The sequence below is a fragment of the Halorubrum ezzemoulense genome, from assembly GCF_004126515.1.
GTDB lineage: Archaea > Halobacteriota > Halobacteria > Halobacteriales > Haloferacaceae > Halorubrum > Halorubrum ezzemoulense.
In genome coordinates, this window is record NZ_CP034940.1 from 500,022 (window position 1) to 525,590 (window position 25,569).

Here is a 25,569-nt window from a genome sequence, read left to right on the forward strand (position 1 = left end):
TGCTGTCCGGACCGGTGGACAGCTACCGGAAGAACCGGTCGTCGAGTGGTTGGTTCGCTGGAACAGTCCTACGCACACCAAGCGCTGTCTAAGCGGCCCGCAACACCATCTCACAGAACTCCGTGAACGACCACTGCCAGAGGCGGCGCCCCGCCGCGGGGGGCGCCGCCACGTACCGCCAGTGTAGATACCGCCAGCTATTCTGGAGCAGTAGGCTCACCACAAACATCACCAGCCGTAGCCCAGCGTCCTGAGAACCGGTGAATGCGAGACTCTGCTTGGCTAATCGGTAGTTCGACTCGATGCCGAAGCGCTCGCTGTAGTGCTCCCGGGCATCCCGTGACGTGTCGATAAACGGCGCGTCAGCGGCGTAGCCATGACGCGCCACCCCGTGTTCATCGTATCGTCCCTGTTGGTAGACGCAGTCGATGAACACAGGGAACGTTACCTTGCCGGCGAGTTCGTGTTCGATCTCGCGGCTCCAGCCTCTGCTGAGTTCGTCTTGGATCGTTTCACTCCACTTGACGATCGGCATCATGTAGGCGTAGTTGTGCGTGGACAACAGCCCAAGACAGGTGCCGTTGTAGAATCCGCGATCGAGATAGACGGCCTTGACGCCGAGGTCAAGGCCGTCGAGGAGCTCGAGAAACTCACCAAGGACGTCGCTGGTGGTGTCGCCAGCGACAAGCTGGCGAACCGCCAGCGTGTACCGCTTGTTGCGAACCCGCATGTATAGCGTCGCGTACGCGTAAAACGTCGTCGTTCTCCGTTTCGCCTGTGAGGAGTACAGCGCTTCTGTTTCATCTTCATCGCCGTAGTAGGGGTCGAGGTGGAGGTCTACACAGACCTCCACCGGTCGATCTGGAAGCGTCTCAAGCGTATCTCGTTGAAGTAGCGTGTCACCAACCGCCTCAACGGCGTCAAGTTCGAACTGCTCGGTGAGATGTCCTCGGACGGTGTTGGTGTGTGGCGAGTCTTCGGTCGTTTCGCAGACGTGATTGATCGAGGTCCCGCCGGCGCTGGCGCCGGCGAGGACCTCGTACAACATCTCTGTCGTGACCTTGACGTTCTCGTCGAGATCTATCGCAAGCTCTTCGTTGAGGCTGTTGACGACAAAATTAAACAGGTGCTCTTCCTCTATCTCACTGTCTGCTTCGGGTTGTTCCACACTTTCCCAAAGCAGATACTCTCTCTGACCCGATGTGACCGACTGAGTCTGTAACAACGGCTATTGGCAAATGACTTGCTTGAACATTATCAAGGAGCGAACGGCGTCAGCCGTGAGCGAGCAGGGTGGGGTAGTTCACCCGCTGTGATCGTCACAAGAAGTCATCGATTCATCTGCGAACAATCCCGTGATAACCGTGTCGATTAGTGCCTCCTCAACCTCATCATAGGTCTCGTTCAGGACGATCGGTGTGTTCTGTGCTTGCGTGACGAACAGCAGCGACCGTAGGAGTCCTCGTACGATGTCCGGATCGTCTATCCGGACATCATCGCGCGCAACCCATGCTTCCGGCTGCGGTAACACGCGGAAATCTGCTTCGGCACCTGTGTCGGGTTTGTTGTCACTATCGCTTTTACTAATCGTGCCCGTGTTATTGTTGTCCCCTGTACTGGTAGCATCATCATAGTTTGTTCCATTCAACTGCTCATCGATCCGCCGTATCTCACCCTCCACAAACAGCCTCCGAATAAGAGGGTTCGATCGGACTTGTTTAAGTGTCGTCCGCAGGATCATTTCAGCTTCCGCCTGTGGTGTCTCCACCTCACCGATGACTGCTTCGAGTTGTTCAAATAACTGATCGCGCTCAGAGACCAGCACAACAAGATACAGTTGCTCTTTCGAGTCAAAAAACTGGTAGAACGTACTAGTACCGATTCCCACCTCTTCGGTAATATCATTCACACGCGTTCGATCGAAACCGAACTGCGCGAAAAGTTTGTGGCCCGCCTCGATCAACTCTTCGCGGATACGCTCGCGATCTTCATCGGTAAAGCGCGCCATTATTGCTTCCTCGCGTCAGCTGCGATAGCTTCGTTTTTTCGCTCCATGCCGAGATACGAGAGTCCACGAACAAAATGTTTATTGGTTCTCGGGTGAAGTAGTGAGTGTGCAACGAGCTCGCCACTTCTCGCCGAATAGTCCCGCAACGGAATTCCCCCGATCCCGGAGTACAAACACCACGACTATCGAGGTGCGGTAGCGCATGCGGACTCGCCCCCTATCCGTTGTGCTTGTGAGTGTGCTTCTCCTCACTAATGGTCTCGGCATCGGTGCTGTCGGCGCCGAGCTAACCGGCTCCGACGCCGCACCTAGCATCGGCGTTAGCGCGCCCGCACAGGCCTCGAACATCGGTGGGTCTCCTGATCTTGACGTGTTCGCGCCGAACCCGAACCTCGTCCCCGGCCGGACCAACCAGATCTCCCTCCAGATCGCCAACGACGGAGACCTCCGGTTCGGGAACGCTGCGAACAGCGATCTTGTCACTACGGCGCGCAACGTCCGCGCCGAGGTTGAGGCGAGTGGTCCACTATCTGTCGAGTCGGGCGAGACATCGATCGGCAGCGTGACGACAAGCGCCCCCGGTGAACTACCGGTGAGTCTGAACGTGCCGCAGGGCGTCGAGCCCGGAACATACTCGCTAGATCTAGATCTCACCTACGGCTACATATCCTCCGGCGAGAGCCGAACCGTAACGATCTCCCGCGACGTCGAAGTCCGCGTGCGCGACGACGCCCGGTTCCAAGTCGTTGACATCGACAGCGACGCGCAGATCGGTGACAGCGGCACCGTTGAGGCGACGATTGAGAATGTCGGCGCGGAGACGGCGCATAATGCTGACGTGACTTTTGGGACGCAAAGTAATAGTGTCACAGTGAGTGATGGTCAGTCCAACACTGTTCGGATCGAGGAGATCGAACCCGGCGAGACGACATCTGTCGCATACGATGTGGGCGTCGCGTCCGATCTACCAGTCCAGCAGTACACGCTCTCCGGTTCCGTACAATTCGAAGACCCAGACGGGATCACCCGCACCGATGATGGGCTCTCACTCGGGATCCTCCCGCTTGCCGAACAGGAGTTCGCATTCACTAACGTGGAGTCACAGCTTCGCGTCGCCGAGGACGGCGAACTGGTCGGCACCGTTCGCAACGACGGCCCTGTCCCGGCCCGTAGCGTTGTTGTTCAGTACGCCGGCAATTCCCAGAGCGTGATCCCGGCAGAGCGGTCGACCGCTGTAGGGACGCTTGATTCCGGTGAATCCGCGAACTTCACACTGCCAATCTCGATTAGTGGCGAGGCCGAGTCCGGCCTGCGCTCGCTCGATATGGCAGTCCAGTACCGAAACGGTGAAGATGAGTTGCGGGCCTTCGAAGACCTCGTCGTCGACGCTGAGATTGCCCCTGAGCGCGACCGTTTCGACGTTGCGGTCGAGAACCGCACTATCCAGTCAGACGGGACTCGTACCGTCGATGTCACCGTAACGAATAATCTCAACGAGACTGCCAGCGACGTCGAGGCACGGTTGTTCGCCGACGATCCGCTCGATACAGGTGATACCGACACGGGATACGTCCAATCACTCGACTCCGGGGAAACCACCACGATGACTTTCGAGTTGACTACTACAGGCTCTGCAACGCCGGGTAGCACGTACCCAATCTCGCTTGACTTCCGGTACGATGACGCGGACGGAGACAGCCAACTGACAGACACCTACCGTGTCCCGATAGACGTGATCGAGAGTGAGGGCGGCGGACTGCCGCTGCCAGTTATCATTGTCGCGCTGCTTGTCGTTGGGACGGGGGCGCTTGTCGTCTACCGGAGGCGGCAGTAACCGATGTCTCTCGGCGAGCGGATCGAGGCGTGGACACGGCGACTTAACGACGCCATCGTCGACAGCCCGCGCCGAGTCATCATCATATTCCTTGTTCTCACGCTGGTGTTTACCGGCGGGATAGGCCTTGTCAGCACGGACACTGAGGCCACCGATTCGTTCACCGATGGTCTCGAGGAACAGCAGGCACTTGACGCGGTTAACGAAGAATTCGAAGATCCATTCGAATCCGATGATGAGTCCACACAACTCATCCACTCGGGAAGTAACGTTTTGACAAAAGAGGCGTTACTCAGAGACCTCCGGGTCTTAGAGGAGGTTGAGTCACGAGACGACCTCCGGGTAGCCTCGGCCAACGGCCCGGCCACAGTCGTCGCACAGACAATCGACCCGTCGGCGACCACGGCAGCCGAACAGCGGCGCGTCCTGGAGTCGACGAGTGCGACCCGAGTCAGACAGGTCGTTCGCAGCCTCTCAGAAAATCCGCGGTTTACGGGGACGCTCGCGACAGATTTCAATCCGGCGAGCGTGAGCGCAAGCGCGTCGATTACGGTCATCTCACACGACGTGCCGGGAGGGTTCTCGGATGGGGACCTCCAAGAGGTTCAAACGACGATCCGATCGATTGCGGCTGATCAGCCAGGGGATCTCACGGCGTTCGGCAGCGGCGTGACGAACGCCGAGACGGCCAACGTCATCGGTGATTCGCTCACCATCGTAATGCCTGTCGTTGTGCTGTTGCTGCTTTTGTTCCTGGTCGTCGCCTACCGTGACCCGATCGACCTCGGGCTCGGGCTGCTGTCGCTTCTGATGACCATCATCTGGACGTTTGGGTTCCTCGGATTCTCTGGAATCCCATTTAACCAACAGATGATTACCGTTCCTGTGCTGTTGCTTGCGGTCGGGGTCGACTTCGGAATCCACATTATCAACCGCTATCGCGAGGAGACCGTCAAGGGGTACGAGGCGACAGAGGCGATGCGTGAGGCGAATAACCAACTGATGATCGCGTTCATAATTGTCACTGTGACCACTGTGTTCGGATTTGGGGCAAACGTAATCTCTGACCTCACGCCGATCCGAAACTTGGGAATCGCCTCGGCGGTCGGGATTACCTTCACTTTCCTGATCTTCGGGTTGTTTCTGCCGGCAGCAAAACTGGTCGTCGACAGACTGCGAGAGCAGTACGGAGTCCCAGAATTCAACTCGGCTCCGATCTCTTCGGAGGACTCAACACTTGGAAAATTCTTGACGTTCCCGGCACAGGTCAGTCGGTACGCGCCAATCGCGTTCGTGGTCGTGCTGCTCGTGACGGGGGGGATGGCCGCAGCGTACGGCAGCGGCGTCGACACCTCTTTCGAGACTGAGGACTTCCTTCCCCCGGAGGAGCAACCGGACTATGTGACCGGCCTCCCTGAGCCGTTCGCACCGAGTGAGTACACCGTCACTGAGACGTTGAACCTGCTTGAAGATCGGTTCTCGACCAATCAGGACCAAACAGTGAAGTTGTACGTCGAAGGGAACTTCGAAGAGGGCCATGCGCTTGAGGCTCTCGCGGACCCAAACGACGATGCATCAGGCTCACTCGCAGTCGGTGACGGCGGGAGCGCCCAGCCAACAAGTATTGTGACTGTGATTCAATCGCATGCCGAACAGAATCCGGAGTTTGCCAAACTGGTTGCCCGCAACGATATCGACGGAAACGGAATTCCCGACCAGAATCTCGACCGCATCTACGACGTGCTGTTCGCCTCGTCGTCCGGCGATCGGGCTGAGCAGTACCTCACGCCGGATCGACGGAGTGCGCAGGTCGACTATGCGATCGACTCCGGGGCTTCACAGGCTGAGGCCGCGGCCGACACTCGGGAGTTCGCTGAAGAGTTCCGGTACAAGACGACCGCCACCGGTCAGATCGTCGTATTTGATGCCGTGACTGATATCATCTTCAATTCTTCGATTCAGGGACTAATCATCGCAATTGGGTTAACAGGATTGTTCCTCGTTATTGCCTACGCCGTATTGGAGAGCAAGCCGCTCCTCGGAATAGCGAATCTCTTCCCGATCTTAATCGCAATCGCATTCTTACTTGGGACAATGCGATATCTCGGGATATCACTGAACGCACTGACCGGCACAATTCTATCGATTTCCATTGGGCTCGGAATTGCGTACTCAGTACACGCCACTCATCGGTTCATCGATGAGTACAACGCCGGCGCCGACGCTTACGAGTCGATGATTATCACGCTCTCGGGGACGGGAGGCGCCCTGCTCGGAAGCATGCTCACCACTTCGCTCGGGACGGGCGCGCTCGCGCTCGCCATCACACCCGTGCTTGGGGACTTCGGCCTTTTGATGGCGCTGAGCGTGGTATACTCTTTCGTATTCACAGTGATCGCGCTTCCTCCAGCAGTGTTGTTGTGGGAGCACTATCACGGGATATGGGAAGGGATCAACCTGTCTGTCTCTGGGTGAGATTCAATATTTGCCAGTATTATAATTTTACAAAGTAAGCTATAGAAACAAACCCTTCACCCTCAAGAGGAGAACCGTGTCAGCGGTGATTGAGTAGGGTTGGGAAGAAGTCAGTATATCATCCGTCTTTAGTTAAGCCCGGTGGTAATATTCTATAGTGAATTATGCCCAATGGTATTAAGCATGGGAGAATATACAGTTCAGAATCTGATGGTCCAACTATCGAGCGATACGCATCCCCCATCAATGCTATTTTCTCCGTGTAGCTGGCGTGAAGGTGTCGAATAGGGGAAGAAAACGAACCCACTGCGTATTACTGTGAGCATTAACTGAAGACGGATGGTCAGTATATTTTCGACATGTAATTCTAGTCGAATTGTTGCTTGGACAGGTAGCTATCTATCCAGCAAGAGTCACCGGTTGTTGTCGGCGATGCTACTCTGGGATCTGTACTAGTGTGTACGGTTACCTGACTTGGCATCGGTCCGGGTGCGTCGTCGACACCTTTCGTTTTGATCGAGTAGTGAAATAATGCGGTGAAGGATATCGGGCTGAAGTACCTCTGCGACCAGCAAAAGTCTAGGCATAGAGGCGCATCCGTAGGCGTGTGATTGGACAGCGAGGCGTTGAATGTGAATGGCGGATCCTCGCCTACTACCTTGGGCAGTTAAAACGGGAGTCCACGCTGAATGCCACGCTCTTGCGTCTCGTCCGCACACAAGAGCTGCTCTTGTGAACACTGTATCCCCTCTCTACTCACTCGCTTCGCTCGTTCGTTGAGGAAGGGGCCTCAGCGCCTCAATTCAGGTAAACTACAATATCCCAACCCAGTGGTGCGGTGCCGTGGGGATCTTTGCGCTTCAGCGCGGGGAGGGTGTCAAACAGCCTGACTTATTCGCTTCCCATGAGACGGCAGAAAAATTAGTTTGGATTAAATACAAACCTAATCGGAAAAATCCCTACGCCTCGTCGCGCTCGACAACGACCCTCCGTCCGGTCAGTTCTTGGGGCGCAAAGCGGTAGAGTTCGATGTCGAGGTCCGGCTTGTCGTCGGCCCAGATCTCGAAGAGGGGACGCTGCGTCTCACCGTACTGTGAGATCGTTTCGGGGGTGAGCTCGTCGACATCGACGCGTTCGAGGGTGCCGACGCCGACGACGCTGGCGTACTCGTCGTCTTCGTCCTCGTAGACGACTACGCGGGCCCGCGGCGTCGACGCGAGGAACTCGCGCTTTTCGCTGTCGGGCGTCGACACCAGCCGGAGGTACAACGCGCGCTCGTCCGCGTCGTACCCGTAGGAGATCGGGATCGCGTACGGCGCGTCGTCGCGCGCGAGCGCGAGAACGCCCGTCTCGTGGCGAGACAGGTGTGCGTCCACCTCGGTCGACGACATCTCGACCTCGCTGTTCGTCGGCATATCGAACCTTCTTCCCACGAGTTGATAAAGGGAACGAGACGGCGCGCAGCGCGGGGACAGCGGAGAGGCGTCTCGGTGGTGCGGACGACGGCGGAGGCTCTGCGGCGGTCGCCGGCCGACTCCGTTCAGCTGATCGTCGGCGCCTCGCCGATGTCTTCCTCGGTGACCGGCGCCCCGCAGACGACACAGCCCGTCTCGAGTAGCGTCGCCCGCATCGCGTCGTCCACCTCGATCGAGCGCCGACACTCCGGGCAGACGAAGGTGTGGGTGGATCGCCCCGTCATACCCGTGCGTACGCTCCCCATGCCCATCAAACGGACCTCGGATTCTCGCGGCGTCGGAATGTGATAATCGATCCTTAGTCAAGCAGCGACCGGAACAGCTTCCGCTGGGCGGCGGCGACGTGCTCGGTGAACGTCGACCGACCGATGCCAAGCGACTCCGCGACCTCGCTGGCGTTGGCGCCCTTCGGGTGGTCGAAGTACCCCGCCTCGTAGGCGGCTTCGAGCACCTCGCGCTGGCGCTCCGTCAGTTCGCTCCGGTCGACGGTCACCAAGTCCGACTCCGTCGGCGTCGTCGACGACTGGAGCAGGCGCTTCACCTCCATCTCCGGACACGCGTCGCGGAACGCCTCCAACACCGACCGCAGTGTCGGCAAGTCGCTCGCGTGGAAGGTGACGCGCAGCCGCCCGTCGCGGACCACCGCCTCCGAGACGGGCGTCTCGTGGCGGTCGAGGACGGCGAACGGCGAGTCCGGGTCGACAGCCGCCTCGAACCGGTAGGCCGCTCGGCCGCCGTAGTCGAAGACCACTTCGACTCCCTCGGCGACCGAGAGGTCCGCGTCCGCGATGAACTCCACGACCACTCGCTCGCGGTCGTCGGCGGGCGTACACCGCGTGACGCCCGTGACGGGCGTCGTTCCGTCGACGACGCCGTCGAACGGCGAGGCCGCCGCGGTCGGCAGCGAGACCTCCGCCCGGATTCCCGATCCCATCTCGTTAGTCCGTGCCCGCGCCGGGCAAAAACGTTGGCGGGCGCGCGGTCGGGTATAAAACCCCCCGCATATGAGGGGCCACAGTTCGGGAGGCTGTAGCCGTAACGTACAGGTATGAAACGCCCCCCGCGCACGACCGACGCCACGACGACGACCGAGGGAGACGCGGCGCTCGACGCGACGTTCGAGGCGCTCGCCGACGCCGACTGTCGGGCGATCCTCGCCGCCGCGGCGACGCCGAAGACGACGAGCGAATTCGCCGACGACTGTGACATCGCGCTCTCGACCGCCTACCGGAAGGTCGAGCTGCTGAGCGAGACGCCGCTGCTCGCCGAGGGGGTTCGGTTCGACCCGGACGGCGACCACGCCGCCGAGTACGTCCGCGACGCCGCCGAGGCCGCGATCGAGTTCGGCGACGACGGCGTCTCGCTCGCGGTCGACGACGAGGGGGCCGACCCGCTTGCCGCCGCGCTCAACGCCCCCGGCGTCTCGGCCGACTGATCTGCCGCGGCGCGACGGACCGGCCTCCCGGAGGTGCGATCAGGGCGCGCTCGCCCGGCGGTTCGTCGACGATCGTTTTCGAACCTGATAATCATACGGCCACGCTTATACGCCAGTTCTCGAAGGTGTTCCGTATGTCTCGCTCACCGGAACCCGAAACCCTCGTCGACCTCGCGCAGGACAAGGTCGCGGTGATCGACGAGAAGGGCCGGTTCCGGTACCTCAACGCGGCCACCCGCGAGTTGCTCGGGTTCGACCCCGACGCGCTCGTCGGGACCGACGCCTTCGACCTGATTCACCCCGACGACGCCGACCGCGTTCGAACGGCGTTCGAGGCCCTCGTCGCCGACGGAACCGCCCCGGAATCGCCGCTGGAGTACCGCTACGCGACCGCCGACGGCGACTGGGTGTGGTTTCGCACCCGCGTGTTCCCGCCGTCGGAGACCGGCCTCGACGGCTACGCGCTGAGTTCGCGCGACGTCACCCTTGAGGTCGAGTCGCGCCGGCGCTTGGAGACGATCGCGTCGACGTCGCCGGACGTGCTCTGGATGTTCAGCGCCGACTGGGAGGACCTGTTGTTCGTCAACGGCGCGCTCGAATCCGTGTTCGGGATCGAGCCGGACGCGCTCGAACGGCGCCCGGAGATGTTCCTCGCCGCGGTTCACCCCGACGACCGTCCGGCCGTCGAGGACGCGATGGAGCGGCTCTCCGACGGCGAGCCGACGAACCTCGACTACCGGATCGGGCCAGCCGACGGGCGGACCACCTGGGTCAGGGTGCCCTCGCGCCCCGTGTGGGAGGACGGCGAGGTCGTCGCCGTCACCGGTTTCGCCCGCGATGTCACGGACGAGTACCGCCGCAAGCGTCAGCTCACGGTGATGGACAACCTCCTCCGACACACGATCCGCAACGACATGAACATCGTCGACGGCACCGCGGAGCGCATCGCCGACCGCGTCGAAGACGCCGTCAGCGCGACGGCGACCGAGGAACGTGGTATCGTTCCCGATGAGCTCGACCTAGCCGAACTCGCCGCCGACCTGATCGACCACGCGGAGACGGTTCGCCGGGTCGCCGACGACCTGTTGACGACCGCCGAGAAACAGCGCGGCGTGATCGACCTCCTCCGCCACCACGAACACCCGCAACCCCTCCGGGTCGCGCCGCTCGTCGAGAGCGCGGTGGCGGACGCCGTCGACGACCGGTCAAGTCCGACCGCGGAGATATCGGTCTCCTGCCCCGGCGACGTGCGGGCGTTCACGCACCCCGAGCTCGACTACGCGATCGCCGAACTGATCGAGAACGCGATCGAACACGCCGAGGCGGCGCCGAGCGTCGAGATCGAGGTCACCGCGCCCGTCGACCGGGTCAAGATCGCGGTCCGCGACAACGCGCCGCCGATCCCCCCGGCCGAGCGGGACCCGATCACCGACCGGTGGAAGATGGACGACCTCAGACACACCGGCGGGATGGGGCTGTGGCTCGTCTACTGGATCGCCGATCGGTCCGGCGGCGACTTGGCGTTCGACGCCGGCGCCGACGGCAACGAGGTGACGATCTGTGTCCCCGACGCCGACTGTGACCCCGGCGACTCGACGGTGGATCGGACCCATCCGGTCGCGCCGGACGCCCGCCCGACGCCAGCCGGACCGGACGCGGGGGAGATGACGCCGATCGTCAGTTCGCCACCGTCCGATGTTGAGGTCGCCGAGTCGCCCTCGGCTGACGCCGAGACCGCCGAGTCGCCCCCCTCCGACGCCGGGACCACCCAGCCCGAATCCGAAGCCGGCGGCGCGGAGTCGGCCGATCCGGAGCCCACCGGCTCGGAGCCGATTGACTCCGGCCTCTCCGCGTCCGAGACTGCCGCGGATCTCGACGGCCCCCCCGACTCACCGCCGGGATCGACGAACGGTTGACCGAAACCCGATCGATCGTTCACCGTTGACTCCGATTCCGAAGAACATCCCACCGATCTTAAGCCGTCGCTTCGCGTACTCCCGGGTTGATGGGTACGCTCAACGAGCTGTTCGACCCGGACCGGGTCGCCGTCGTCGGCGCGACCGCCCGCGAAGGGGCCGTCGGCCGCGCCGTCACGTCGAATCTCCTCGACGACTTCGACGGCGACACGGTCCCCGTCAACCCGAACTACGACGCGGTGCTCGACACGCCCTGTGTCGACGACGTCGCCGACGCTGACGCCGATGTCGCGGTCGTCGTCGTCCCCCCCTCGATCGTGTTGGACGCCATCGAGGCGTGCGGGGAGGCGGGGGTCCGCAACGTCGTCGTGATCACCGCCGGGTTCGGGGAGACCGGAGAGGACGGAGCGGCGAGGGAGCGTCGCCTCGCGGAGCTAGCCGACGAGTACGACCTCAACCTCGTCGGCCCAAACAGCCTGGGGATCATGTCGACGCCCTCGGGGATGAACGCCACGTTCGGCCCCGAGAACGCGCTCCCCGGCGGGCTCTCCTTCATGAGCCAGTCGGGCGCGTTCGTCACCGCGGTCCTCGACTGGGCCAACGACAACGGGATCGGATTCAAGGATGTCGTCTCGCTCGGCAACAAGGCCGTCTTAGACGAGACGGACTTCGTCGACCACTGGGGTGACGACGAGGAGACCGACGTGATCATCGGCTACCTCGAGGGGATCGAGGACGGCCGCGAGTTCATCGAGACCGCCCGCGAGACCTCGCAGGACACCCCGATCGTCGCGGTGAAGTCGGGGCGCACAAGTGCCGGCGCGCAGGCCGCCTCCTCGCACACCGGCACGCTCGCCGGCTCCGACAAGGCGTACGAGGCGGGGCTCGATCAGGCAGGCGTGATCCGCGCGGAGTCGGTCGACGAGTTGTTCGACGCCGCGGGGATCTTGGGCAGTCAGCCCCTCCCCGACACCGACAGCGTCGCCATCGTCACGAACGCCGGCGGCCCCGGCGTGATGGCGACCGACGCGGTCGGCGACGCCGACCTCGACATGGCGTCGTTCACGAGCGAGACGAGCGACGCGCTCGCCGAGTCGATGCCCGACGAGGCGAACATCCACAACCCGGTCGACGTGATCGGCGACGCCGACGTCGACCGGTTCCGAGAGGCGTTGGAGATCACGGTCACCGACGACAACGTCGGCGCCGCCCTCGTGTTGGCCGCGCCGACCGCGACGATCGACTTCGACGAGCTCGCGGACGCGATCACCGACGTGAGCGACGAGATGGACGCGCCCGTCGCCGCCTGCCTGATGGGCGGCGACCGCACCCGCGAGCCGAAACAGCAGCTTCAGGCGCGGGGGATCCCCTGCTACTTCGATCCTGCGCGCGCTATCGACAGTCTCGCGACGCTCGCCACCTACCGCGACATCAAGGCGCGCGAGTACGCCGACCCGATGTCGTTCGACGTCGACCGCGAGCGCGCCCGCGAGATCCTCGGAGCGGTGCGCGACCGCGACGACAACCGCTTGGGCGTCGAGGCGATGGAACTGCTCGACGCGTACGGCATTCCCACACCCGACGGCGCCATCGTCGACTCGCCCGAGCGCGCCCGCGAGGTCGCCGAGGGAGTCGACGGCGACGTGGTGATGAAGATCGTCTCGCCGGACATCCTCCACAAGTCCGACATCGGCGGCGTCGCCGTCGGCGTCGCGAACGACGACGTGGCCGACACCTACGAGGACCTGATCACCCGCGCCCGCAACTACCAGCCGGACGCGACCGTCCTCGGCGTCCAGGTTCAGGAGATGGTTGACCTCGACGACGGCGTCGAGACCATCGTCGGGATGAACCGCGACCCGCAGTTCGGCCCGCTGCTGATGTTCGGGCTGGGCGGCATCTTCGTGGAGGTGATGGAGGATACCACCTTCCGCGTCGCGCCCGTCTCCGAGCCCGAAGCGCGGGAGATGACCGAGGAGATCCAGTCGGCGCCCCTGCTCCGGGGCGCCCGCGGCCGCGACCCGGTCGACGTCGACGCCGTGATCGACACGATCGGCCGGCTCTCGCAGCTAGTCACTGACTTCCCGGCCATCCTCGAACTCGACATCAACCCCCTCGTCGCACTGCCCGACGGCGACGGCGGCACGAACGCCGCCGCCGTCGACGTGAGACTCACCGTCGACCCGCAGGAGCTCGATCCGGCGGAGACCGAACAACAGCCGCTCGACGCGGAGGAACCCACCAATGACTGACACACCCACCACACTCGTCACCGCGACCGGAGACAGCGCCGGAAAGACAGCGATCACCGTCGCCTTAGCGCGGCTCGCCGCCGACCAGGACAGCAGCGTCGGCTACATGAAACCGAAGGGGACCCGGCTCCAGTCGAACGTCGGGAAGACGCTCGACCAAGACCCGATGCTCGCCCGCGAGGTGCTCGGCTTGGACGCCGAGATGCACCAGATGGAGCCCGTCGTCTACTCGCCGACGTTCGTCGAGGGCGCCATCCGCGGCACCGAGGACTCCGAGGCCCTGCGCGACCGCATTCGCGAGGAGTACGACGACATCGCGGCCGACCACGACCAGGTGTTCGTCGAGGGCGGCGGCAGCTGGACCACCGGCGGCGTCGTCGACCTCACCGACGTCGACGTGGCGGAGCTGCTCGACGCGAACGTCGTGCTCGTCGCCGAGTACGGCTCGCCGAACGACTTAGACGACGTGCTGGCGGCCGCCGACGCGTTCGGCGACCGCCTCGCCGGCGTCGTGTTCAACAAGGTGTCCGACGACGCCTTCGAGTCGCTCGATCAGGACGGCATCCCGTTCCTCGAATCGAAGGGGGTCACCGTGTTCGGCGCGCTCCCGTACGAGAAGGAGCTCGCGGGCGTCACGGTCGGCGAGCTCGCGGACGAGCTCGGTGCCGAGCTCCTCACCGACGCGCCGACCGACGCCTTCGTCGAGCGCTTCCTCGTCGGCGCGATGGGCGGCGACGAGGCGCTCCGCTACTTCCGGCGCGCCCGCGACGCCGCCGTCATCACCGGCGGCGACCGCGCGGACGTCCAGACCGCGGCGCTCGACGCCTCCGGCGTGGCCTGCCTCGTCCTCACCGGCGGGCACCGCCCCTCCGGCGCGGTGCTGGGCAAGGCCGCCGACGCCGGCACGCCCGTCCTCGCCGTGAACACGGACACGGTCACCGCCATCGACCGGGCCGAGGAGGTCGTCCGCGGCGGCCGCACGCGCGACGTCCGCACGGTCGACCGGATGGCGGAGCTGCTCGGCGACCACGTCGACGTCGACGCGCTCGTCTGACGGCGGGCGCGGCTCCCCGACTCCGACCGCTCCGCGAGCCGCGATCGCTCGCGGTCCGCGCCCTCGCCCGCTTCCGCGGGTGATCGTCTGACGTACTGTTTTCAGGGTGGACGACGTACCCCACCCATGACCAGTCTCTCGGAGGCGTACGGCGGACGGGGACGCTCCGGGGTCGACCCGCGACGGCTGTACCTCGGCGTGGGGGCGTTCGCCGCGGGCGCGCTGCTCGTCGTCGCGGGCATCCTCGTGGCGGCGGAGGTGGCGGTGCCGGCGGGCTACAGCTCCGGCGCGGCCCGGGAGCTCGGCGGAATCCTCGGCGGCGTCGGCGTTCCCCTCGTGTTGCTCGGCGTGATGGCGGTCCTCCCGGCCGACCGCAACACCTACGCCGCGGCCGTCGTCGGCGCGGCCGTCATGTGCCTCGGCGTGGCGCTGTTCGCGCACGCGTACCCCCAGCAGTGGGTCGGCGGCCCGCGCCCGGAGCTGACCAACCTCACCCTCCCCACCGCCGGCGTCTACTTCCTCGGCGCCGCGACGACGCTGTGGAGCGTTTTCGTCGGCGTCGCCAACTTCAAGACCCGCAACGACCCCGGCGGCACCGTCACGATGGAGGTGACCCATAAGGGCGAGACGAAGGTCGTCGAGGTCTCCCGCGACCAGCTCGGGAGCCGCGGCGGCGTCGGCCTCCTCGGCGGGACCCCCGACGGCGAGATCGAGACGCAGACAAACCGCCCCGACGACGCCGAGAGTGACTCCCCGGGCGCCGCGCCGTCGCGTTCGAGCCCGCCTTCTGGAGGGAACTCGTCCGGAACGCCGAGCGGCGCCGAGCGCTCGGACCGTCCGGGACGAACAAGTAGCGGGGGGCGCTCCGGGGCGAGCGGTCGCTCCGTCCCCGGGTCGCCGGGCGTGAGCGACGGCGGCAGCGCCGACAGCGACATCACCTCGCCGCTGGACGACGCGGGGCCGACGGACGGGCCGGAGTCCCCGACCACGCCGGAGTCCGCGCCCTCGCCCGGCTCTCCTGCCGCGCGTGAGGGGCCCGGAGACGCCTACTGCGGCAACTGCGCGGAGTTCGACTACGTCCGGACCGACGACGGGATGCGCCCCTACTGCGGCCACTACGACGAGCTGATGGACGACATGGAAGCCTGCGACGATTGGACGCCGCGATAGTCTGCCACGTCGTCGCGAGCGCGCTGGCGACACCGAGAGACGGTCGGGTCGGGGCGGTTTCCCGACAGAAGGGCTAACCTGCGGAGCGTCGAGCGGACCCCATGGACGACCGCCGTACCCTCCTCGTCGCCGGATTCGTCGGAGCGTCGCTCTCGTACGTCTTCAACGTCCTCGCGTTCACCGGCGCGTTCGACGTGTTTCGCTGGGTCGTGTTCGCCGCGCTGTCCCTCGGGTTCACGTACGGATTTGACCGATTCATCGGCTGGCAGACCGGCCCGGCCTGACCCGTCCGGCGGCGGGCGCCGCGGATCGCCCTCGGCGCCGCCGTGGCGGCGTCACACCGGTTCGGCCGACGGGAGCTGTGACTCGGCGACCGCGAACGCGAGCGTGCTCAACACGCCGATGAGCGTCCCCGCCGCGAGCGCCATCGCCAGCTCCGAGAGCCCGAGCGCCGTCACGCCCGGCGCGTCCGGGAGGAAGAACCCCGACACCGCGAACAGCACGACGGCGATGGAGACCACGTAGAAGGGGGCGTTGAGGTAGCGCCACCGGAACCGGCCGGCGAGGTACTCGTCGGTGATCTGCCCGAGGCTGGAGGTGACGCCCGCGACGCCGAGCCACTGGACGAAGCCGTGGACGAACGCGGCGAGGGTGGTGCCGGCGGCGAGCGAGCTCCCCTGAACCCCGCCGACGGCGTCGACGGTCTCGACTCCCTGTACGCCGCCGACGACGACCAGCGCGAGCGCGACGACGTAGGTGACGAGGGTCACGCGGCCGGTGTAGAGGACGTTCCGGACGCTCTCCGCGGCGCCGTCGACGCTGTCTTCAAGCCCCAGCCCGCGGAACAGCGAGTAGAGCCCCACCGCGCCGGAGAGGATCCCCAGCACGGCCGCCCCCGCCACGTCGAAGAGGTTTGCGACCACGACGAGCGGGTAGATCAACAGCAGGACGCCGAGTGGAATGAGGATCGTGCCGCGGGTCTCCGGGTCGGCGAGGACCTGCTTGATCGTGTAGTACAGCGACTCAAGGTCCTGCGCCTGTCTGACGACAACGCGCCGCATCCCGTCGATCGGCATCCGCGACCGGATCACGGGGAGGACCGACTCGTCTTGTGCGCCGTCGGTGATCACGACCGCGGAGACCTCCTCGCTGGTCGACAGCTCGGCGAGCACGCGGTCGACCTCCTGGCCGACCGCGCGGTTCGCCTTCACGTCGGGACCGTCGACGCCGGTGACGGCGGCGACCTCGACGCCCTCGCCGTCGGCGGCCAGCTCATCGTGGACGTTGACGCCCTGGAAGAGGACGTTGACGTCGGAGTCCTCGGGGTCGGCGGTCGCGAGCGCGACCGCGGCCTCGGTGACGTCCTCGTCACCGATGACGGGCGTGGGGATCCCCGTCTTGCGGCCGAGGTCGTCGTCGAGGTCGACGCAGAGGACGAGCAGCATCGAACGGGGCTACGCGAGGGGACGACATATGTTTTCGGCTCGCGTCGCCCCTCCGCGTCGTACGCGATCCGCCGACTACGTCGCCTCGCCGTCAGCTCTCGTCGGTCGGCTCGTGTTCAACCCCGTTCATCATCCGGCGGACGTTCTCGCCGTCGCTGAACGCGGCCGGGTACGCCGCCAGCGGGAGGACGAAGTCGTCCTCAACGCCGACCGGCTCGCCGATGTGGAGCTCCAGCTCGGTGGTCACGCCCGTCCCCTCAACCTCCCCGTCGACCGTATACACGACGACCGCCGCGTCGGTGTCGAGGACGTTCGTCGAGTACTCCGAGCCGCGCTCCAAGCCGCCGCGTTCTCGAAGCGGCTCAGGATGAGCTCGGCGCGCTCGTGGGTTCCCATCTCCGCGATCGGGTTGAGCGCCCGGCCGAGGACCTCTATCTGCGGCGTCGTCACCGCGGCGAACACGGCGGCCTGGCAGCGCTCGCCGAGCAGTTCGACCGCCTTGTCGTACTCCGCGACGGTGTTCGTCACCCGAACCTCTCGGGTCTGTCCGGCCGCCTAGACCTCTCGAGAGATCGTCTCGTCGGACACCTCGTTGAGCTCGTACCCGCTCTCCGAGAGCGTCGCGTCGGCCACCGTCGCGGTGCCGGCGGCGAACTCCGCGGGCCCGTCGCCGGTCGCGACGTCGAGCGCGGTACAGCCGGCGAGGCTTGCGAGGCCGACCGCACCGCCGGCCGCGAGCGCCCGGCGACGGGTGACCGCGTCGCTCGCGTTACTGTTCTCCGCGGCGTTCTCGGCGTTCGGGTTCCGGTTCATGGCCGTTACTGACACCGTGCGGGGGTAGATACTTCGTGTTCGGTGCCGCTCCGCCGTGCCAACGGCTCTCTCGGGAGCGCGCGGTTCGGACGCTTTTTGAGGCCGCGGCCGGTAGGATGGGGTAGATGATCTCCAAGGGCTGCGAACAGTGCGCCAAGGGCGGGAAGATGGTGCTTTTCGTCTACGGCTACTGCGACCAGCGGGACTGCTTCTACTGCCCCCTCGGAGAGAACCGGAAGAACGTCACCGACGTGTACGCCAACGAGCGGAAGGTCGAGTCCGACTCCGACGTGATCGAGGAGGCCAAGCGCATGAGCGCGCTCGGCACCTCGATCACCGGCGGCGAACCGCAGGAGGCGATGGCGAAGACGACCCGGTACCTCGAACTGCTGAAAGACGAGTTCGGCGAGGACCACCACACCCACCTCTACACGGGCATCACGGGCGGCCGCGAGAACATGCGCCGCCTCTCGGAGGCCGGCCTCAACGAGATCCGCTTCCACCCGCCGCTGGAGATGTGGGGCGACATGCACGGCACCGAGTGGGAGGAGATCCTCCACATCGCCCGCGAGGAGGGGCTCACCCCCGCCTTCGAGATCCCCGGCATCCGCGCGGAGCCGGAGTTCTTGGAGTTCTTAGACGAGGGCGCCGCCGAGTTCTGTAACATCAACGAGTTCGAGATGTCCGACGGGAACTACCGCCGGATGCAAGAGGAGGGCTTCGAACTACAGGAGGGCCACATGTCCGCCGTCGAGGGGTCGAAGGACGACGCCATCCTCGAAGAGATGGCGAGCCACGAGAAGGTGTACTTCTGTACGTCGGTGTTCAAAGACGCCGCCCAACACCGCAACCGCCTCAAGCGGATGGCGAAGAACATCCGCCGCGAGTTCGACGAGGTGACCGACGACGGGACGCTCGTCTACGGGAAGGCGTTCGCCGACCCCGAGCGGTTCGAGGCGCTCGGCGTGCCCGAGGAGTTCTACACCGTCAAGTCGAACCACGTCGAGGTCGCGTGGTGGCTCCTCGAGGAGATGATCGAGGACGGCGACCTCGACGAAGGCGAGATCGTCGAACAGTACCCGACCGTCGACGGGACCGTCGTCGAGCGCACGCCGGTCGCCTGACCGGTTCCGCCGACTCCCCACCCCCGTCGCACCTCCTGTTCCGGTTGAATCGCTTGTCCCGCCGGTCCCGACTCCGAGGCCGCGCTCCGGCCCCCTCGCCGCCACTCTCCTCGCTACGCTTCGTGACATTTGGTACCACACTTATGTACTACCGGCACTTATTGCCGCGTATGGCCTCGGAAGAACCCGTATTCGCCGACGTGAGCATCGGACAGGCGGTGTACAACGAGGACGGCGAGCGGCTCGGGTCGATCCGCGGCGTCGACGACGACGGCTTCTACGTCGCGTCGCCGTCGAGCACCGACACGCTGGCGCTCACCGACGCCAGGGACGTGTTCGGCACCGCGTACGTGATGTGGCGCTGTTGGGAGTGCGGCGAGATGGGCGAGATCGGCGACCAGCTCCCGGCGAACTGCCCGAACTGCGACGCGCCGCGCGAGCAACTGTACTACTGGGCAGAGGACTGATCGACGCGCCGCGAGTGCGTCGACGCGGCGGCGCCGCTCAGGCCCGCTCGCTCTCCTCCTCGTGCGCCCCGTCATCCACCTTCTCGCGGAGCCGCTCGACCTCCGCTTCCAGATCCGCGATCCGCTCGGCGTCGGGCCCTCCCGCTCCGGACGCACCGTCCTCGGACCCGTCGTCAGACCGAGTCGTGAGGTAGAGCACCGCTCCCCCGACGAGAACGAGGGGGACCCCGAACAGGAGGACGGCGATTATCAGGACGATCACCAGCTCCGGACCGCCGGGGACGCCGCCGAACGCGAGGGCGAGAGGGACCATACGCCGCCCACTCGGGCCCGCGACTAAAACGGATCGGCGGCGAGGGCCCTTCGCCCGCCGGTTCACTCCGCGTCGACGAAGTCCGCGAGGTTCGCCTGTAGCCCCGCCGCCAGCGTCGACTTCCGGCGGAGCCGGCCGAGCGAGACGGGCAGATGGTCGGCGACGCCGCGGACCGCCTCGCCGAACGTCTCCGCCGTCCCCCGCTCCCCCTCGAAGGCGTCGCGGACGGCCTCGCGCACCTGCCACACGCCGACCGGACCCCAGTAGTCGTCGGAGACGTGGCGCACGACGAGCGCCTTCGCCTGCCGGCCGCGGTCGTCGAGGTGTTCCAAGACGCCCAGCCGCGCCGCGTAGTATGCGCCCGCCGTCTCCTCGACGTAGCCGGTCCGTCCCTCGCGGCCCTCGCTCGCGGCCGCGAGGTAAACCCCCGCTTCGGGGTCTGGGTTCCAGATCGACCCGGGCGACTTCATCTCGACGAGCTCGTACTCCCACCGCCCCGGCACTAAGATCACCCAGAAGGCGTTGCCGAGGTACTCGTTGCGGTGGACCTCGATCCGATCGACCGCCGGGTTGTCGCGGATCGACCCGTGGAGGAACTGGCCGACCGTGTCGTCGACGGCCGTGATCGACCAGCGCGTCGGCACGAGCCGACGGTTCTCGCCGCGCCCGAGCGCCCCCGCCGAGAGGATCGTGTTGATCTCGTACACGTCGAACCCGCGGCGGTAGAGGTACGTCATCGCCCCCTCCGCGCGCCAGTCGTCGTCTTCGAGCGTCTTCTTCACCGGCCGCGGGACGTGCGGGTTCTCGCCGAGGTCGGCCGTGCGCGCCGCCGCGCGCGGCCCGGTCGGCGTCTTGATGTCTTCCGTGCCGACCTCGAAGTCGAGGTCCGGCCGGCCGTCGAGCCCGATTTCCACGTCGACCGGCCGGTCCGCGATGGCGATCTCGCGCTGGACGCCCAGCCAACCGTCCCACGCGTCGTGAACGCTCTCGGCCGGTCCGCCTCCGCCGACCGACTTCACCCCGCCGCTCGCCCCCGCATCCGCCACGTCGACCCCCCGCGTCGAGTTGAGCAGGCTCGTCCGACGGTCGAACACGTCAGAGATGGAGACGCCCTCCTCGTACCACGCGGCGGAGGTCTCGAACGCCTCGGCCCGCTCCTCGCGGCCGACCGGCGAGAGCAGGCCGGTCGAGACGTTCGGGTAGTCGGCGCGGCCGACGAAGATTGACGGCGAGACGCTCCCGACGACGGCGTCGTCGGAGACGTGTTCGTCGAAGCGCCGCTCGAAGGAGTCGAGATGATCGAGGATGCCGTAGTCCTTCTCGCTCGCGAGGCGCCGCCGCTCGGCCCGCTCGTTCGCCTCGTACTCGATGAACTCGTCGAGCCGCATTCGCCGACCGTAGGGGCGAGTCGGACTTGACGGTGTCGCCGCCGTGGCCCCGCGGCGCGGGACGGTCAGGTCGAGAGCGACGTGACGCCGGCCGGGAGTTCGGCCCCGAGGGTCCACTCGTCGCCCTCGCGGCGGATCAGCGGGGCCGACGTCTCGGGCGCGAACCCGTCCTCGTCGACCCGCATCGTCCCGCCGACGAGCGCCCCGTCGACGACCGCCCAGGAGATCGCGAACGCCGGATCGGCGGCGGGCAACGGATCGGCGACGGCGTCGAACGCGGGGTCGCCCGCGGCCGCCGAGAGGGTCACGCCCGCGGGCGCCTCCGGTCCCCAGCGGTTCGCACTGGCGTAGAGGCGGCCGTCGTGGACGACCGACTCCCGGAAGTAGTTCGCCCAGAAGTCGCGGAAGTCGATATCGAGCCGGTACCACCGGTCGCCGCCGTCCGTCCGATAGAGCCCGTTCCCAGTGGCGGCGACCACGCCCCCGTCACCGAGCACGCGCAGGTCGTGGACGTCGTCGTGGACGCCCTCCCCGTACCGCCGCCAGAAGTCGCCAGCGAACGCGTAGACGCCGCCGGGCTCTAACCCTGCGAGGACGCCGTCGTCCGGGTGGACGGCCAGCGTCCTGACGCTCGGCGCCCCGCTCGGCGCGCGGTCCCGCCAGCGGTCGCCGTGCGGGTGCGCGCCGAGGTCGCCGACCGGGTCGAAGCGCCACCCGTCGGTCGCCGGTCGCGCGCGCAGCACGTCGGCGTCGCCGGTCCCGACCAACACGGTCTCGGGGCCGGCGAGCACGGAGACGGGGTCGTCCGGGCCGTCGAGCGGTCGCCAGTCCTCGCCGTCCGGCGACCGGAACAGCCCGTCGGCGGTCGCGGCGAGCCGCGCGTCGCCGCTCGGTGCGACCTCGTGGACGCGGCCGCACTCGGCCGTCCGCGTCGGGTCGTCGTGCGGTCCGTCGAGCCGATACAGTCCGCGGTGGGTTCCGCAGACCAGCATGTCTCGCGATTGAACGTCGAGGAGAAAAACCGTGCCGCTTCCGCGGGGCCGTTAGCTGTGGATCCCCATCGCCTCGATCTGCTCTTGGTACCGATTCCGGATGGTGACCTCGGTGACCTGCGCCACGTCGGCGACCTCGCGCTGGGTCTTCTTCTCGTTACAGAGCAGCGACGCGGCGTAGATGGCGGCGGCGGCGTAGCCGGTGGGGGACTTCCCGGAGAGCAGCCCCTGCTCGGCGGTCGTCTCGATGATCTCGTTCGCCTTCGACTGGACCTCCTCGCTCAGCTCCAGCTCCGAGGAGAACCGCGGGACGTACTTCTTCGGGTCGACCGGCCGCATCTCCAGCCCGAGCTCCTGGGAGATGTAGCGGTACGTCCGGCCGATCTCCTTTCGGTCGACACGAGACACCTCAGAAATCTCCTCCAAGCTCCGGGGGATGCCCTCCTTGCGGCAGGCGGCGTAGAGGGCGGCGGTGGAGACGCCCTCGATGGAGCGGCCGCGGATCAGGTCCTCGTTGAGCGCGCGTCGATAGATGACCGAGGCGACCTCCCGCACCGAGCGCGGGACGCCGAGCGCGCTCGCCATGCGGTCGATCTCCGAGAGCGCGAACTGGAGGTTGCGCTCGCCCGCGTCCTTGGTTCGAATTCGCTCCTGCCACTTTCGCAGTCGGTGCATCTGCGAGCGCTTCTTCGACGAGATAGAGCGCCCGTACGCGTCCTTGTCCTTCCAGTCGATCGTCGTCGTCAGCCCCTTGTCGTGCATCGTCTTCGTCGTCGGGGCGCCGACGCGCGACTTCTCCTGCCGCTCCGAGTGGTTGAACGCCCGCCACTCCGGGCCGGGATCGATCTGCTCGTCTTCGATGATCATCCCCGTCTCCTCGTGTATCAGCTCCCCGTCGGCCGTCCGAGTGAGATCCTCCGGATCGAAGTCCTCGGGGTCCAGTTCGTCGATGTCTTCGATCGCCTCGACGTCGATCTCGTCTTCCTCGGCGTCCTCGTCCCCCACGCGCTGCCGGTCGTGATCCCGTTGCCGGGTGGGCCGTGTCATCGCATTTATATGCTATCCAATCCGTTTAACTTAAAAGTTCGTTACCGTGTGGGTTGTTGCCATACCCTCGTGCGACGTCCAGTCGGACGCGGATTCGTCGGAACGCCCCCCAGACGCCGCGGGTTCGCCCCCCGGCCCGTCTAGTCGGTCAAGCGACTCCGGCGGATCGACCGCGTCGACCGCCTCGCGGACCGCGGCGAACGCGTCGACGAGTCGCTCGATCAGCGACGTCTTCCCCGACCCGCGCGGGCCCGCGACGCCAACGACGGTCAGGAGGGTGCGGTCGATTCCCCGCGCGTCGTCGGCCGCCCGCGACTCTCCGGCCGCGGACCCGTCCGTCGCGCCAGCGTCTCGCGTCGCGGGACTCATGCGTCGGTACCCGGTCTATGCCCTCGCGTTTCACTCGCCGCCCGGCTCCGACCCGTCTCCGCCCACGGTCCCCGGCACGGGGTCGGCGTCGGGCGGGAGCGCGACCGGCGCGAGCGCCGCGAGGTCCCTGACGGCCTGCGAACTGTCGAATCCCGGGCCGACGAGCCGCGGGAGGCCGTCCGCCGGGCCGTCGAGGCGCTCCGTCGCGACGACGGCGTCGAGCGCCTCTCGCACCGCGACGTGCGCGCGGTACCCGTCCGCGGACTCGACGCGGAGGTGGGTCGTATCCGGCGGCGCCCCGTCGAGGAGCGGCCCGACCGGCACGCCGCGCCACTCGCCGCCGAACTCGGACCCGGTCGCGCACCGGTAGCGACAGGTGACGACGACCGTGCCGCACCGCTCTCGGACGGCGTCGAGCGACGCCAGCAGGTTTGACTCGACGTCCGACGCGGTCATCGCGTCGTGATCGAGGGACGCACCGCCCGTGTCGGCTGCGCCTCATCCGTTCGGGCTTTTTTCCGGCGGCGGACGGACAGCCCTTTGTCCGGCGAGCGCGGAGTCCGGCCGAATGCCGACGATCGACTGCGACCCGGCCGCCGCGCGCGAGCGCCTCGCCGACGCGGGCGTTCGGATCGACGAGGGCAACACGCCACACGAGCGGTGGCGCGCCGACCGCGACGGGGCCGTCGCGGTCGCGTACGACGACAAGGTCGTCGTCCAGGGGAGCGACCCCACCCGCCTGACCGCCCTGCTGCGCGACGGCGGCGGGCGCGCGCACGTCTACTTCGACGGCGCCTCCCGCGGCAACCCCGGTCCGGCCGCGGTCGGCTGGTGTCTGGTCACGTCCGACGGGGTCGTCGCCGAGGGCGGCGAGCCGATCGGCCGCGCGACGAACAACCAGGCCGAGTACGCCGCGCTGGTCCGTGCGCTGGAGGCGGCCGACGAGTACGGCTTCGACGCGATCGACGTCCGCGGCGACTCGGAGCTGATCGTCAGGCAGGTCCGCGGCGAGTGGAACACCAACGACCCGGAACTCCGCGAGCGTCGCGTCCGGGCCCGGGAGCTGCTGGAGCGGTTCGACCGGTGGTCGATCGCGCACGTACCGCGGGAGATAAACGAACGCGCCGACGATCTGGCGAACGAGGCACTCGATGACGCGAACTGACGACGAACCGCCGGAGTGGGCGAAGGAGCGCGCGCGGGAGATGATGGACGCGGCGGCGGGCGAGGGGGCGGACGACTCCGCGACCGCGGAAACGCCCGAACCCGACGACGAGCGCGTCCCGGACGTCCCGGTCGAGGCGGTCGACGAGGCGGAGCGGCTCACGCGGCTCGCCCGCGAGGCCGAGTCCGCGGAGCCGACGCCGGAGATCGAGCAGGCGGCCGACCAGTACCGGGAGCGGCGCGACGCCCTCGCTGCCGAGTACGGCTACACCGCGCGCGTCCGCGACGAGGACGACGCGCTCGTGTTGTACCCCGACGAGTGGATGGACGACGGGACCGTCCAGCTCGACCGCGTCGAGGACACCGAGCGCGCCGTCGAAGTGTCGCTGTCCGGCCCCGGCGACGCCGACCGCTACCGCGAGGTGGCTGCGTACAACGAGGCGGTCGCCGAGGCCGTCGCCGAGCGGGAGGCGGACGTCCACGCCCGGACCGCCGAGACGTTCGCGGCGTTCATGAGCAACCACTACGTCCGCCCCGTCGACGACGCCACGCCGGCGATGCGTACCGAGTTCCGAGAGGAGTATCTGGTCCGCAACGGCTGGCCGACCGACGAGCAGCTCGCCGCGGTCGACGAGTCGCTGTCGGTGATCGAGTCGGTCGCGGCCGGGGTCGACGGTCCCGCCGCGGACGCGGGCGCCGCCGATCCCGACGGCGCTGACGGCGGCGACGAGGCCGGCGGTCGCGGAGACGACCATTCGACGTAGCGGCGACTCAGCGGAAAGAGAACGCGGCTTTCGCCGCGCCGTGTGCCAAAATGTTCGTTCGGTG

24 protein-coding genes and 3 pseudogenes are annotated in these 25,569 nt (G+C 66.5%); 13 read left to right on the plus strand and 14 right to left on the minus strand.

Translation table 11 applies throughout. The features are described from left to right. Positions 1 to 22 precede the first annotated feature (22 nt). Together EO776_RS02460 and EO776_RS02465 are read right to left on the minus strand one after the other, a co-directional pair. Positions 23 to 1,168 (minus strand): annotated as a pseudogene (locus tag EO776_RS02460) (ISH3 family transposase). Positions 1,169 to 1,303: 135 nt separating this feature from the next. Continuing rightward, the gene (locus EO776_RS02465) at positions 1,304 to 2,008 is read right to left on the minus strand and encodes a TetR/AcrR family transcriptional regulator (RefSeq protein ID WP_099288888.1); all 705 of its coding nucleotides are present in this window, start codon (positions 2,006 to 2,008) and stop codon (positions 1,304 to 1,306) included. 202 nt (positions 2,009 to 2,210) lie between these two features. Here EO776_RS02465 and EO776_RS02470 point away from each other — a divergent pair, with 202 nt between their 5' ends. From EO776_RS02470 to EO776_RS19725, 3 genes and pseudogenes are all read left to right on the plus strand, one after another. Beyond that, positions 2,211 to 3,842, plus strand: coding sequence for a COG1361 S-layer family protein (locus EO776_RS02470; protein WP_394346123.1), 1,632 nt, complete (start codon positions 2,211 to 2,213; stop codon positions 3,840 to 3,842). Positions 3,843 to 3,845: 3 nt separating this feature from the next. Next, positions 3,846 to 6,317 carry an efflux RND transporter permease subunit gene (locus EO776_RS02475; protein ID WP_094580385.1) on the plus strand — a complete coding sequence of 824 codons (2,472 nt, stop codon included), beginning with the start codon at positions 3,846 to 3,848 and terminating at the stop codon, positions 6,315 to 6,317. Between the two features lie 530 nt (positions 6,318 to 6,847). Further along, positions 6,848 to 6,928: pseudogene (locus EO776_RS19725) on the plus strand (zinc ribbon domain-containing protein); the annotation flags it as partial. A 348-nt stretch (positions 6,929 to 7,276) separates the two neighbouring features. Here the strand turns inward: EO776_RS19725 and EO776_RS02485 are convergent. From EO776_RS02485 to EO776_RS02490, 3 genes are all read right to left on the minus strand, one after another. After that, positions 7,277 to 7,732 carry a pyridoxamine 5'-phosphate oxidase family protein gene (locus tag EO776_RS02485; RefSeq protein WP_049931352.1) on the minus strand — a complete coding sequence of 152 codons (456 nt, stop codon included), beginning with the start codon at positions 7,730 to 7,732 and terminating at the stop codon, positions 7,277 to 7,279. Positions 7,733 to 7,857: 125 nt separating this feature from the next. Continuing rightward, a complete protein-coding gene (locus EO776_RS18835; protein ID WP_007345024.1) occupies positions 7,858 to 8,016 on the minus strand; it encodes a DUF7560 family zinc ribbon protein in 159 nt (52 codons plus the stop codon). 74 nt (positions 8,017 to 8,090) lie between these two features. Further along, positions 8,091 to 8,726: a helix-turn-helix domain-containing protein gene (locus EO776_RS02490; RefSeq protein ID WP_094520102.1), complete on the minus strand. Its 636-nt coding sequence runs from the start codon at positions 8,724 to 8,726 to the stop codon at positions 8,091 to 8,093. Positions 8,727 to 8,840: 114 nt separating this feature from the next. Between EO776_RS02490 and EO776_RS02495 the strand changes: the two genes are divergently transcribed. The 6 genes from EO776_RS02495 to EO776_RS02520 all read left to right on the plus strand — a co-directional run bounded on the left by EO776_RS02495 (position 8,841) and on the right by EO776_RS02520 (position 15,903). Continuing rightward, entirely contained in the window at positions 8,841 to 9,227 is a 387-nt protein-coding gene (locus tag EO776_RS02495; RefSeq protein WP_129452351.1) for a winged helix-turn-helix domain-containing protein, read from the plus strand. A gap of 134 nt (positions 9,228 to 9,361) precedes the next feature. Next, on the plus strand, positions 9,362 to 11,143 hold the full coding sequence (locus EO776_RS02500) for a PAS domain-containing sensor histidine kinase (RefSeq protein ID WP_129452352.1): 1,782 nt from the start codon (positions 9,362 to 9,364) through the stop codon (positions 11,141 to 11,143). Between the two features lie 89 nt (positions 11,144 to 11,232). Continuing rightward, positions 11,233 to 13,395: an acetate--CoA ligase family protein gene (locus EO776_RS02505; protein ID WP_099288891.1), complete on the plus strand. Its 2,163-nt coding sequence runs from the start codon at positions 11,233 to 11,235 to the stop codon at positions 13,393 to 13,395. Continuing rightward, a complete protein-coding gene (locus EO776_RS02510) occupies positions 13,388 to 14,449 on the plus strand; it encodes a phosphotransacetylase family protein (protein WP_099288892.1) in 1,062 nt (353 codons plus the stop codon). Before EO776_RS02505 ends, EO776_RS02510 begins: the two co-directional genes overlap by 8 nt. Before the next feature lie 126 nt (positions 14,450 to 14,575). Then, positions 14,576 to 15,619, plus strand: coding sequence for a DUF7139 domain-containing protein (locus tag EO776_RS02515; protein WP_094580391.1), 1,044 nt, complete (start codon positions 14,576 to 14,578; stop codon positions 15,617 to 15,619). Positions 15,620 to 15,720: 101 nt separating this feature from the next. Beyond that, positions 15,721 to 15,903, plus strand: coding sequence for a hypothetical protein (locus EO776_RS02520; protein WP_094580392.1), 183 nt, complete (start codon positions 15,721 to 15,723; stop codon positions 15,901 to 15,903). Between the two features lie 51 nt (positions 15,904 to 15,954). Here the strand turns inward: EO776_RS02520 and EO776_RS02525 are convergent, their stop codons facing one another. The 3 genes and pseudogenes from EO776_RS02525 to EO776_RS19735 all read right to left on the minus strand — a co-directional run bounded on the left by EO776_RS02525 (position 15,955) and on the right by EO776_RS19735 (position 17,877). Then, entirely contained in the window at positions 15,955 to 17,064 is a 1,110-nt protein-coding gene (locus tag EO776_RS02525; protein ID WP_094580393.1) for a DUF373 family protein, read from the minus strand. 91 nt (positions 17,065 to 17,155) lie between these two features. After that, positions 17,156 to 17,592: pseudogene (locus tag EO776_RS19730) on the minus strand (DUF6517 family protein). 27 nt (positions 17,593 to 17,619) lie between these two features. Beyond that, positions 17,620 to 17,877, minus strand: a complete 258-nt coding sequence (locus EO776_RS19735; protein WP_394338229.1) for a DUF6517 family protein — start codon at positions 17,875 to 17,877, stop codon at positions 17,620 to 17,622. A 125-nt stretch (positions 17,878 to 18,002) separates the two neighbouring features. Between EO776_RS19735 and EO776_RS02535 the strand changes: the two genes are divergently transcribed. Then, entirely contained in the window at positions 18,003 to 19,001 is a 999-nt protein-coding gene (locus EO776_RS02535; RefSeq protein ID WP_100050342.1) for a radical SAM protein, read from the plus strand. A gap of 170 nt (positions 19,002 to 19,171) precedes the next feature. Then, positions 19,172 to 19,468, plus strand: coding sequence for a DUF7130 family rubredoxin-like protein (locus EO776_RS02540; protein ID WP_049931363.1), 297 nt, complete (start codon positions 19,172 to 19,174; stop codon positions 19,466 to 19,468). 37 nt (positions 19,469 to 19,505) lie between these two features. On the opposite strand, the gene EO776_RS02545 is transcribed toward EO776_RS02540, so the two are convergent. The 6 genes from EO776_RS02545 to EO776_RS02570 form a co-directional block, all read right to left on the minus strand. Next, a complete protein-coding gene (locus EO776_RS02545) occupies positions 19,506 to 19,781 on the minus strand; it encodes a preprotein translocase subunit TatA (protein WP_100050343.1) in 276 nt (91 codons plus the stop codon). 62 nt (positions 19,782 to 19,843) lie between these two features. Beyond that, positions 19,844 to 21,169, minus strand: coding sequence for a DNA repair protein NreA (gene nreA / locus EO776_RS02550; RefSeq protein ID WP_099288894.1), 1,326 nt, complete (start codon positions 21,167 to 21,169; stop codon positions 19,844 to 19,846). Between the two features lie 65 nt (positions 21,170 to 21,234). After that, positions 21,235 to 22,161: a beta propeller repeat protein gene (locus EO776_RS02555; protein WP_129452353.1), complete on the minus strand. Its 927-nt coding sequence runs from the start codon at positions 22,159 to 22,161 to the stop codon at positions 21,235 to 21,237. A 51-nt stretch (positions 22,162 to 22,212) separates the two neighbouring features. Continuing rightward, complete coding sequence (locus tag EO776_RS02560) at positions 22,213 to 23,208, minus strand: transcription initiation factor IIB (RefSeq protein ID WP_049931367.1); 996 nt, start codon at positions 23,206 to 23,208, stop codon at positions 22,213 to 22,215. Positions 23,209 to 23,238: 30 nt separating this feature from the next. After that, on the minus strand, positions 23,239 to 23,577 hold the full coding sequence (locus tag EO776_RS02565) for a P-loop NTPase family protein (protein WP_100050345.1): 339 nt from the start codon (positions 23,575 to 23,577) through the stop codon (positions 23,239 to 23,241). A gap of 30 nt (positions 23,578 to 23,607) precedes the next feature. Continuing rightward, entirely contained in the window at positions 23,608 to 24,033 is a 426-nt protein-coding gene (locus EO776_RS02570; RefSeq protein ID WP_100050346.1) for a molybdopterin-binding protein, read from the minus strand. A 112-nt stretch (positions 24,034 to 24,145) separates the two neighbouring features. Here EO776_RS02570 and rnhA point away from each other — a divergent pair, with 112 nt between their 5' ends. Both rnhA and EO776_RS02580 read left to right on the plus strand, forming a co-directional pair. Then, complete coding sequence (gene rnhA, locus EO776_RS02575) at positions 24,146 to 24,742, plus strand: ribonuclease HI (protein WP_049931370.1); 597 nt, start codon at positions 24,146 to 24,148, stop codon at positions 24,740 to 24,742. Next, complete coding sequence (locus tag EO776_RS02580) at positions 24,729 to 25,505, plus strand: DUF7108 domain-containing protein (protein ID WP_233125179.1); 777 nt, start codon at positions 24,729 to 24,731, stop codon at positions 25,503 to 25,505. Before rnhA ends, EO776_RS02580 begins: the two co-directional genes overlap by 14 nt. Positions 25,506 to 25,569 lie beyond the last annotated feature (64 nt).

Coding starts and splice junctions, on each gene's coding strand:
- EO776_RS02465 (WP_099288888.1), bottom strand. CDS start 2,008: ATGGCGCGCTTTACCGATGAAGATCGCGAGCGTATCCGCGAAGAGTTG.
- EO776_RS02470 (WP_394346123.1), top strand. CDS start 2,211: ATGCGGACTCGCCCCCTATCCGTTGTGCTTGTGAGTGTGCTTCTCCTC.
- EO776_RS02475 (WP_094580385.1), top strand. CDS start 3,846: ATGTCTCTCGGCGAGCGGATCGAGGCGTGGACACGGCGACTTAACGAC.
- EO776_RS02485 (WP_049931352.1), bottom strand. CDS start 7,732: ATGCCGACGAACAGCGAGGTCGAGATGTCGTCGACCGAGGTGGACGCA.
- EO776_RS18835 (WP_007345024.1), bottom strand. CDS start 8,016: ATGACGGGGCGATCCACCCACACCTTCGTCTGCCCGGAGTGTCGGCGC.
- EO776_RS02490 (WP_094520102.1), bottom strand. CDS start 8,726: ATGGGATCGGGAATCCGGGCGGAGGTCTCGCTGCCGACCGCGGCGGCC.
- EO776_RS02495 (WP_129452351.1), top strand. CDS start 8,841: ATGAAACGCCCCCCGCGCACGACCGACGCCACGACGACGACCGAGGGA.
- EO776_RS02500 (WP_129452352.1), top strand. CDS start 9,362: ATGTCTCGCTCACCGGAACCCGAAACCCTCGTCGACCTCGCGCAGGAC.
- EO776_RS02505 (WP_099288891.1), top strand. CDS start 11,233: ATGGGTACGCTCAACGAGCTGTTCGACCCGGACCGGGTCGCCGTCGTC.
- EO776_RS02510 (WP_099288892.1), top strand. CDS start 13,388: ATGACTGACACACCCACCACACTCGTCACCGCGACCGGAGACAGCGCC.
- EO776_RS02515 (WP_094580391.1), top strand. CDS start 14,576: ATGACCAGTCTCTCGGAGGCGTACGGCGGACGGGGACGCTCCGGGGTC.
- EO776_RS02520 (WP_094580392.1), top strand. CDS start 15,721: ATGGACGACCGCCGTACCCTCCTCGTCGCCGGATTCGTCGGAGCGTCG.
- EO776_RS02525 (WP_094580393.1), bottom strand. CDS start 17,064: ATGCTGCTCGTCCTCTGCGTCGACCTCGACGACGACCTCGGCCGCAAG.
- EO776_RS19735 (WP_394338229.1), bottom strand. CDS start 17,877: ATGAACCGGAACCCGAACGCCGAGAACGCCGCGGAGAACAGTAACGCG.
- EO776_RS02535 (WP_100050342.1), top strand. CDS start 18,003: ATGATCTCCAAGGGCTGCGAACAGTGCGCCAAGGGCGGGAAGATGGTG.
- EO776_RS02540 (WP_049931363.1), top strand. CDS start 19,172: ATGGCCTCGGAAGAACCCGTATTCGCCGACGTGAGCATCGGACAGGCG.
- EO776_RS02545 (WP_100050343.1), bottom strand. CDS start 19,781: ATGGTCCCTCTCGCCCTCGCGTTCGGCGGCGTCCCCGGCGGTCCGGAG.
- nreA (WP_099288894.1), bottom strand. CDS start 21,169: ATGCGGCTCGACGAGTTCATCGAGTACGAGGCGAACGAGCGGGCCGAG.
- EO776_RS02555 (WP_129452353.1), bottom strand. CDS start 22,161: ATGCTGGTCTGCGGAACCCACCGCGGACTGTATCGGCTCGACGGACCG.
- EO776_RS02560 (WP_049931367.1), bottom strand. CDS start 23,208: ATGACACGGCCCACCCGGCAACGGGATCACGACCGGCAGCGCGTGGGG.
- EO776_RS02565 (WP_100050345.1), bottom strand. CDS start 23,577: ATGAGTCCCGCGACGCGAGACGCTGGCGCGACGGACGGGTCCGCGGCC.
- EO776_RS02570 (WP_100050346.1), bottom strand. CDS start 24,033: ATGACCGCGTCGGACGTCGAGTCAAACCTGCTGGCGTCGCTCGACGCC.
- rnhA (WP_049931370.1), top strand. CDS start 24,146: ATGCCGACGATCGACTGCGACCCGGCCGCCGCGCGCGAGCGCCTCGCC.
- EO776_RS02580 (WP_233125179.1), top strand. CDS start 24,729: ATGACGCGAACTGACGACGAACCGCCGGAGTGGGCGAAGGAGCGCGCG.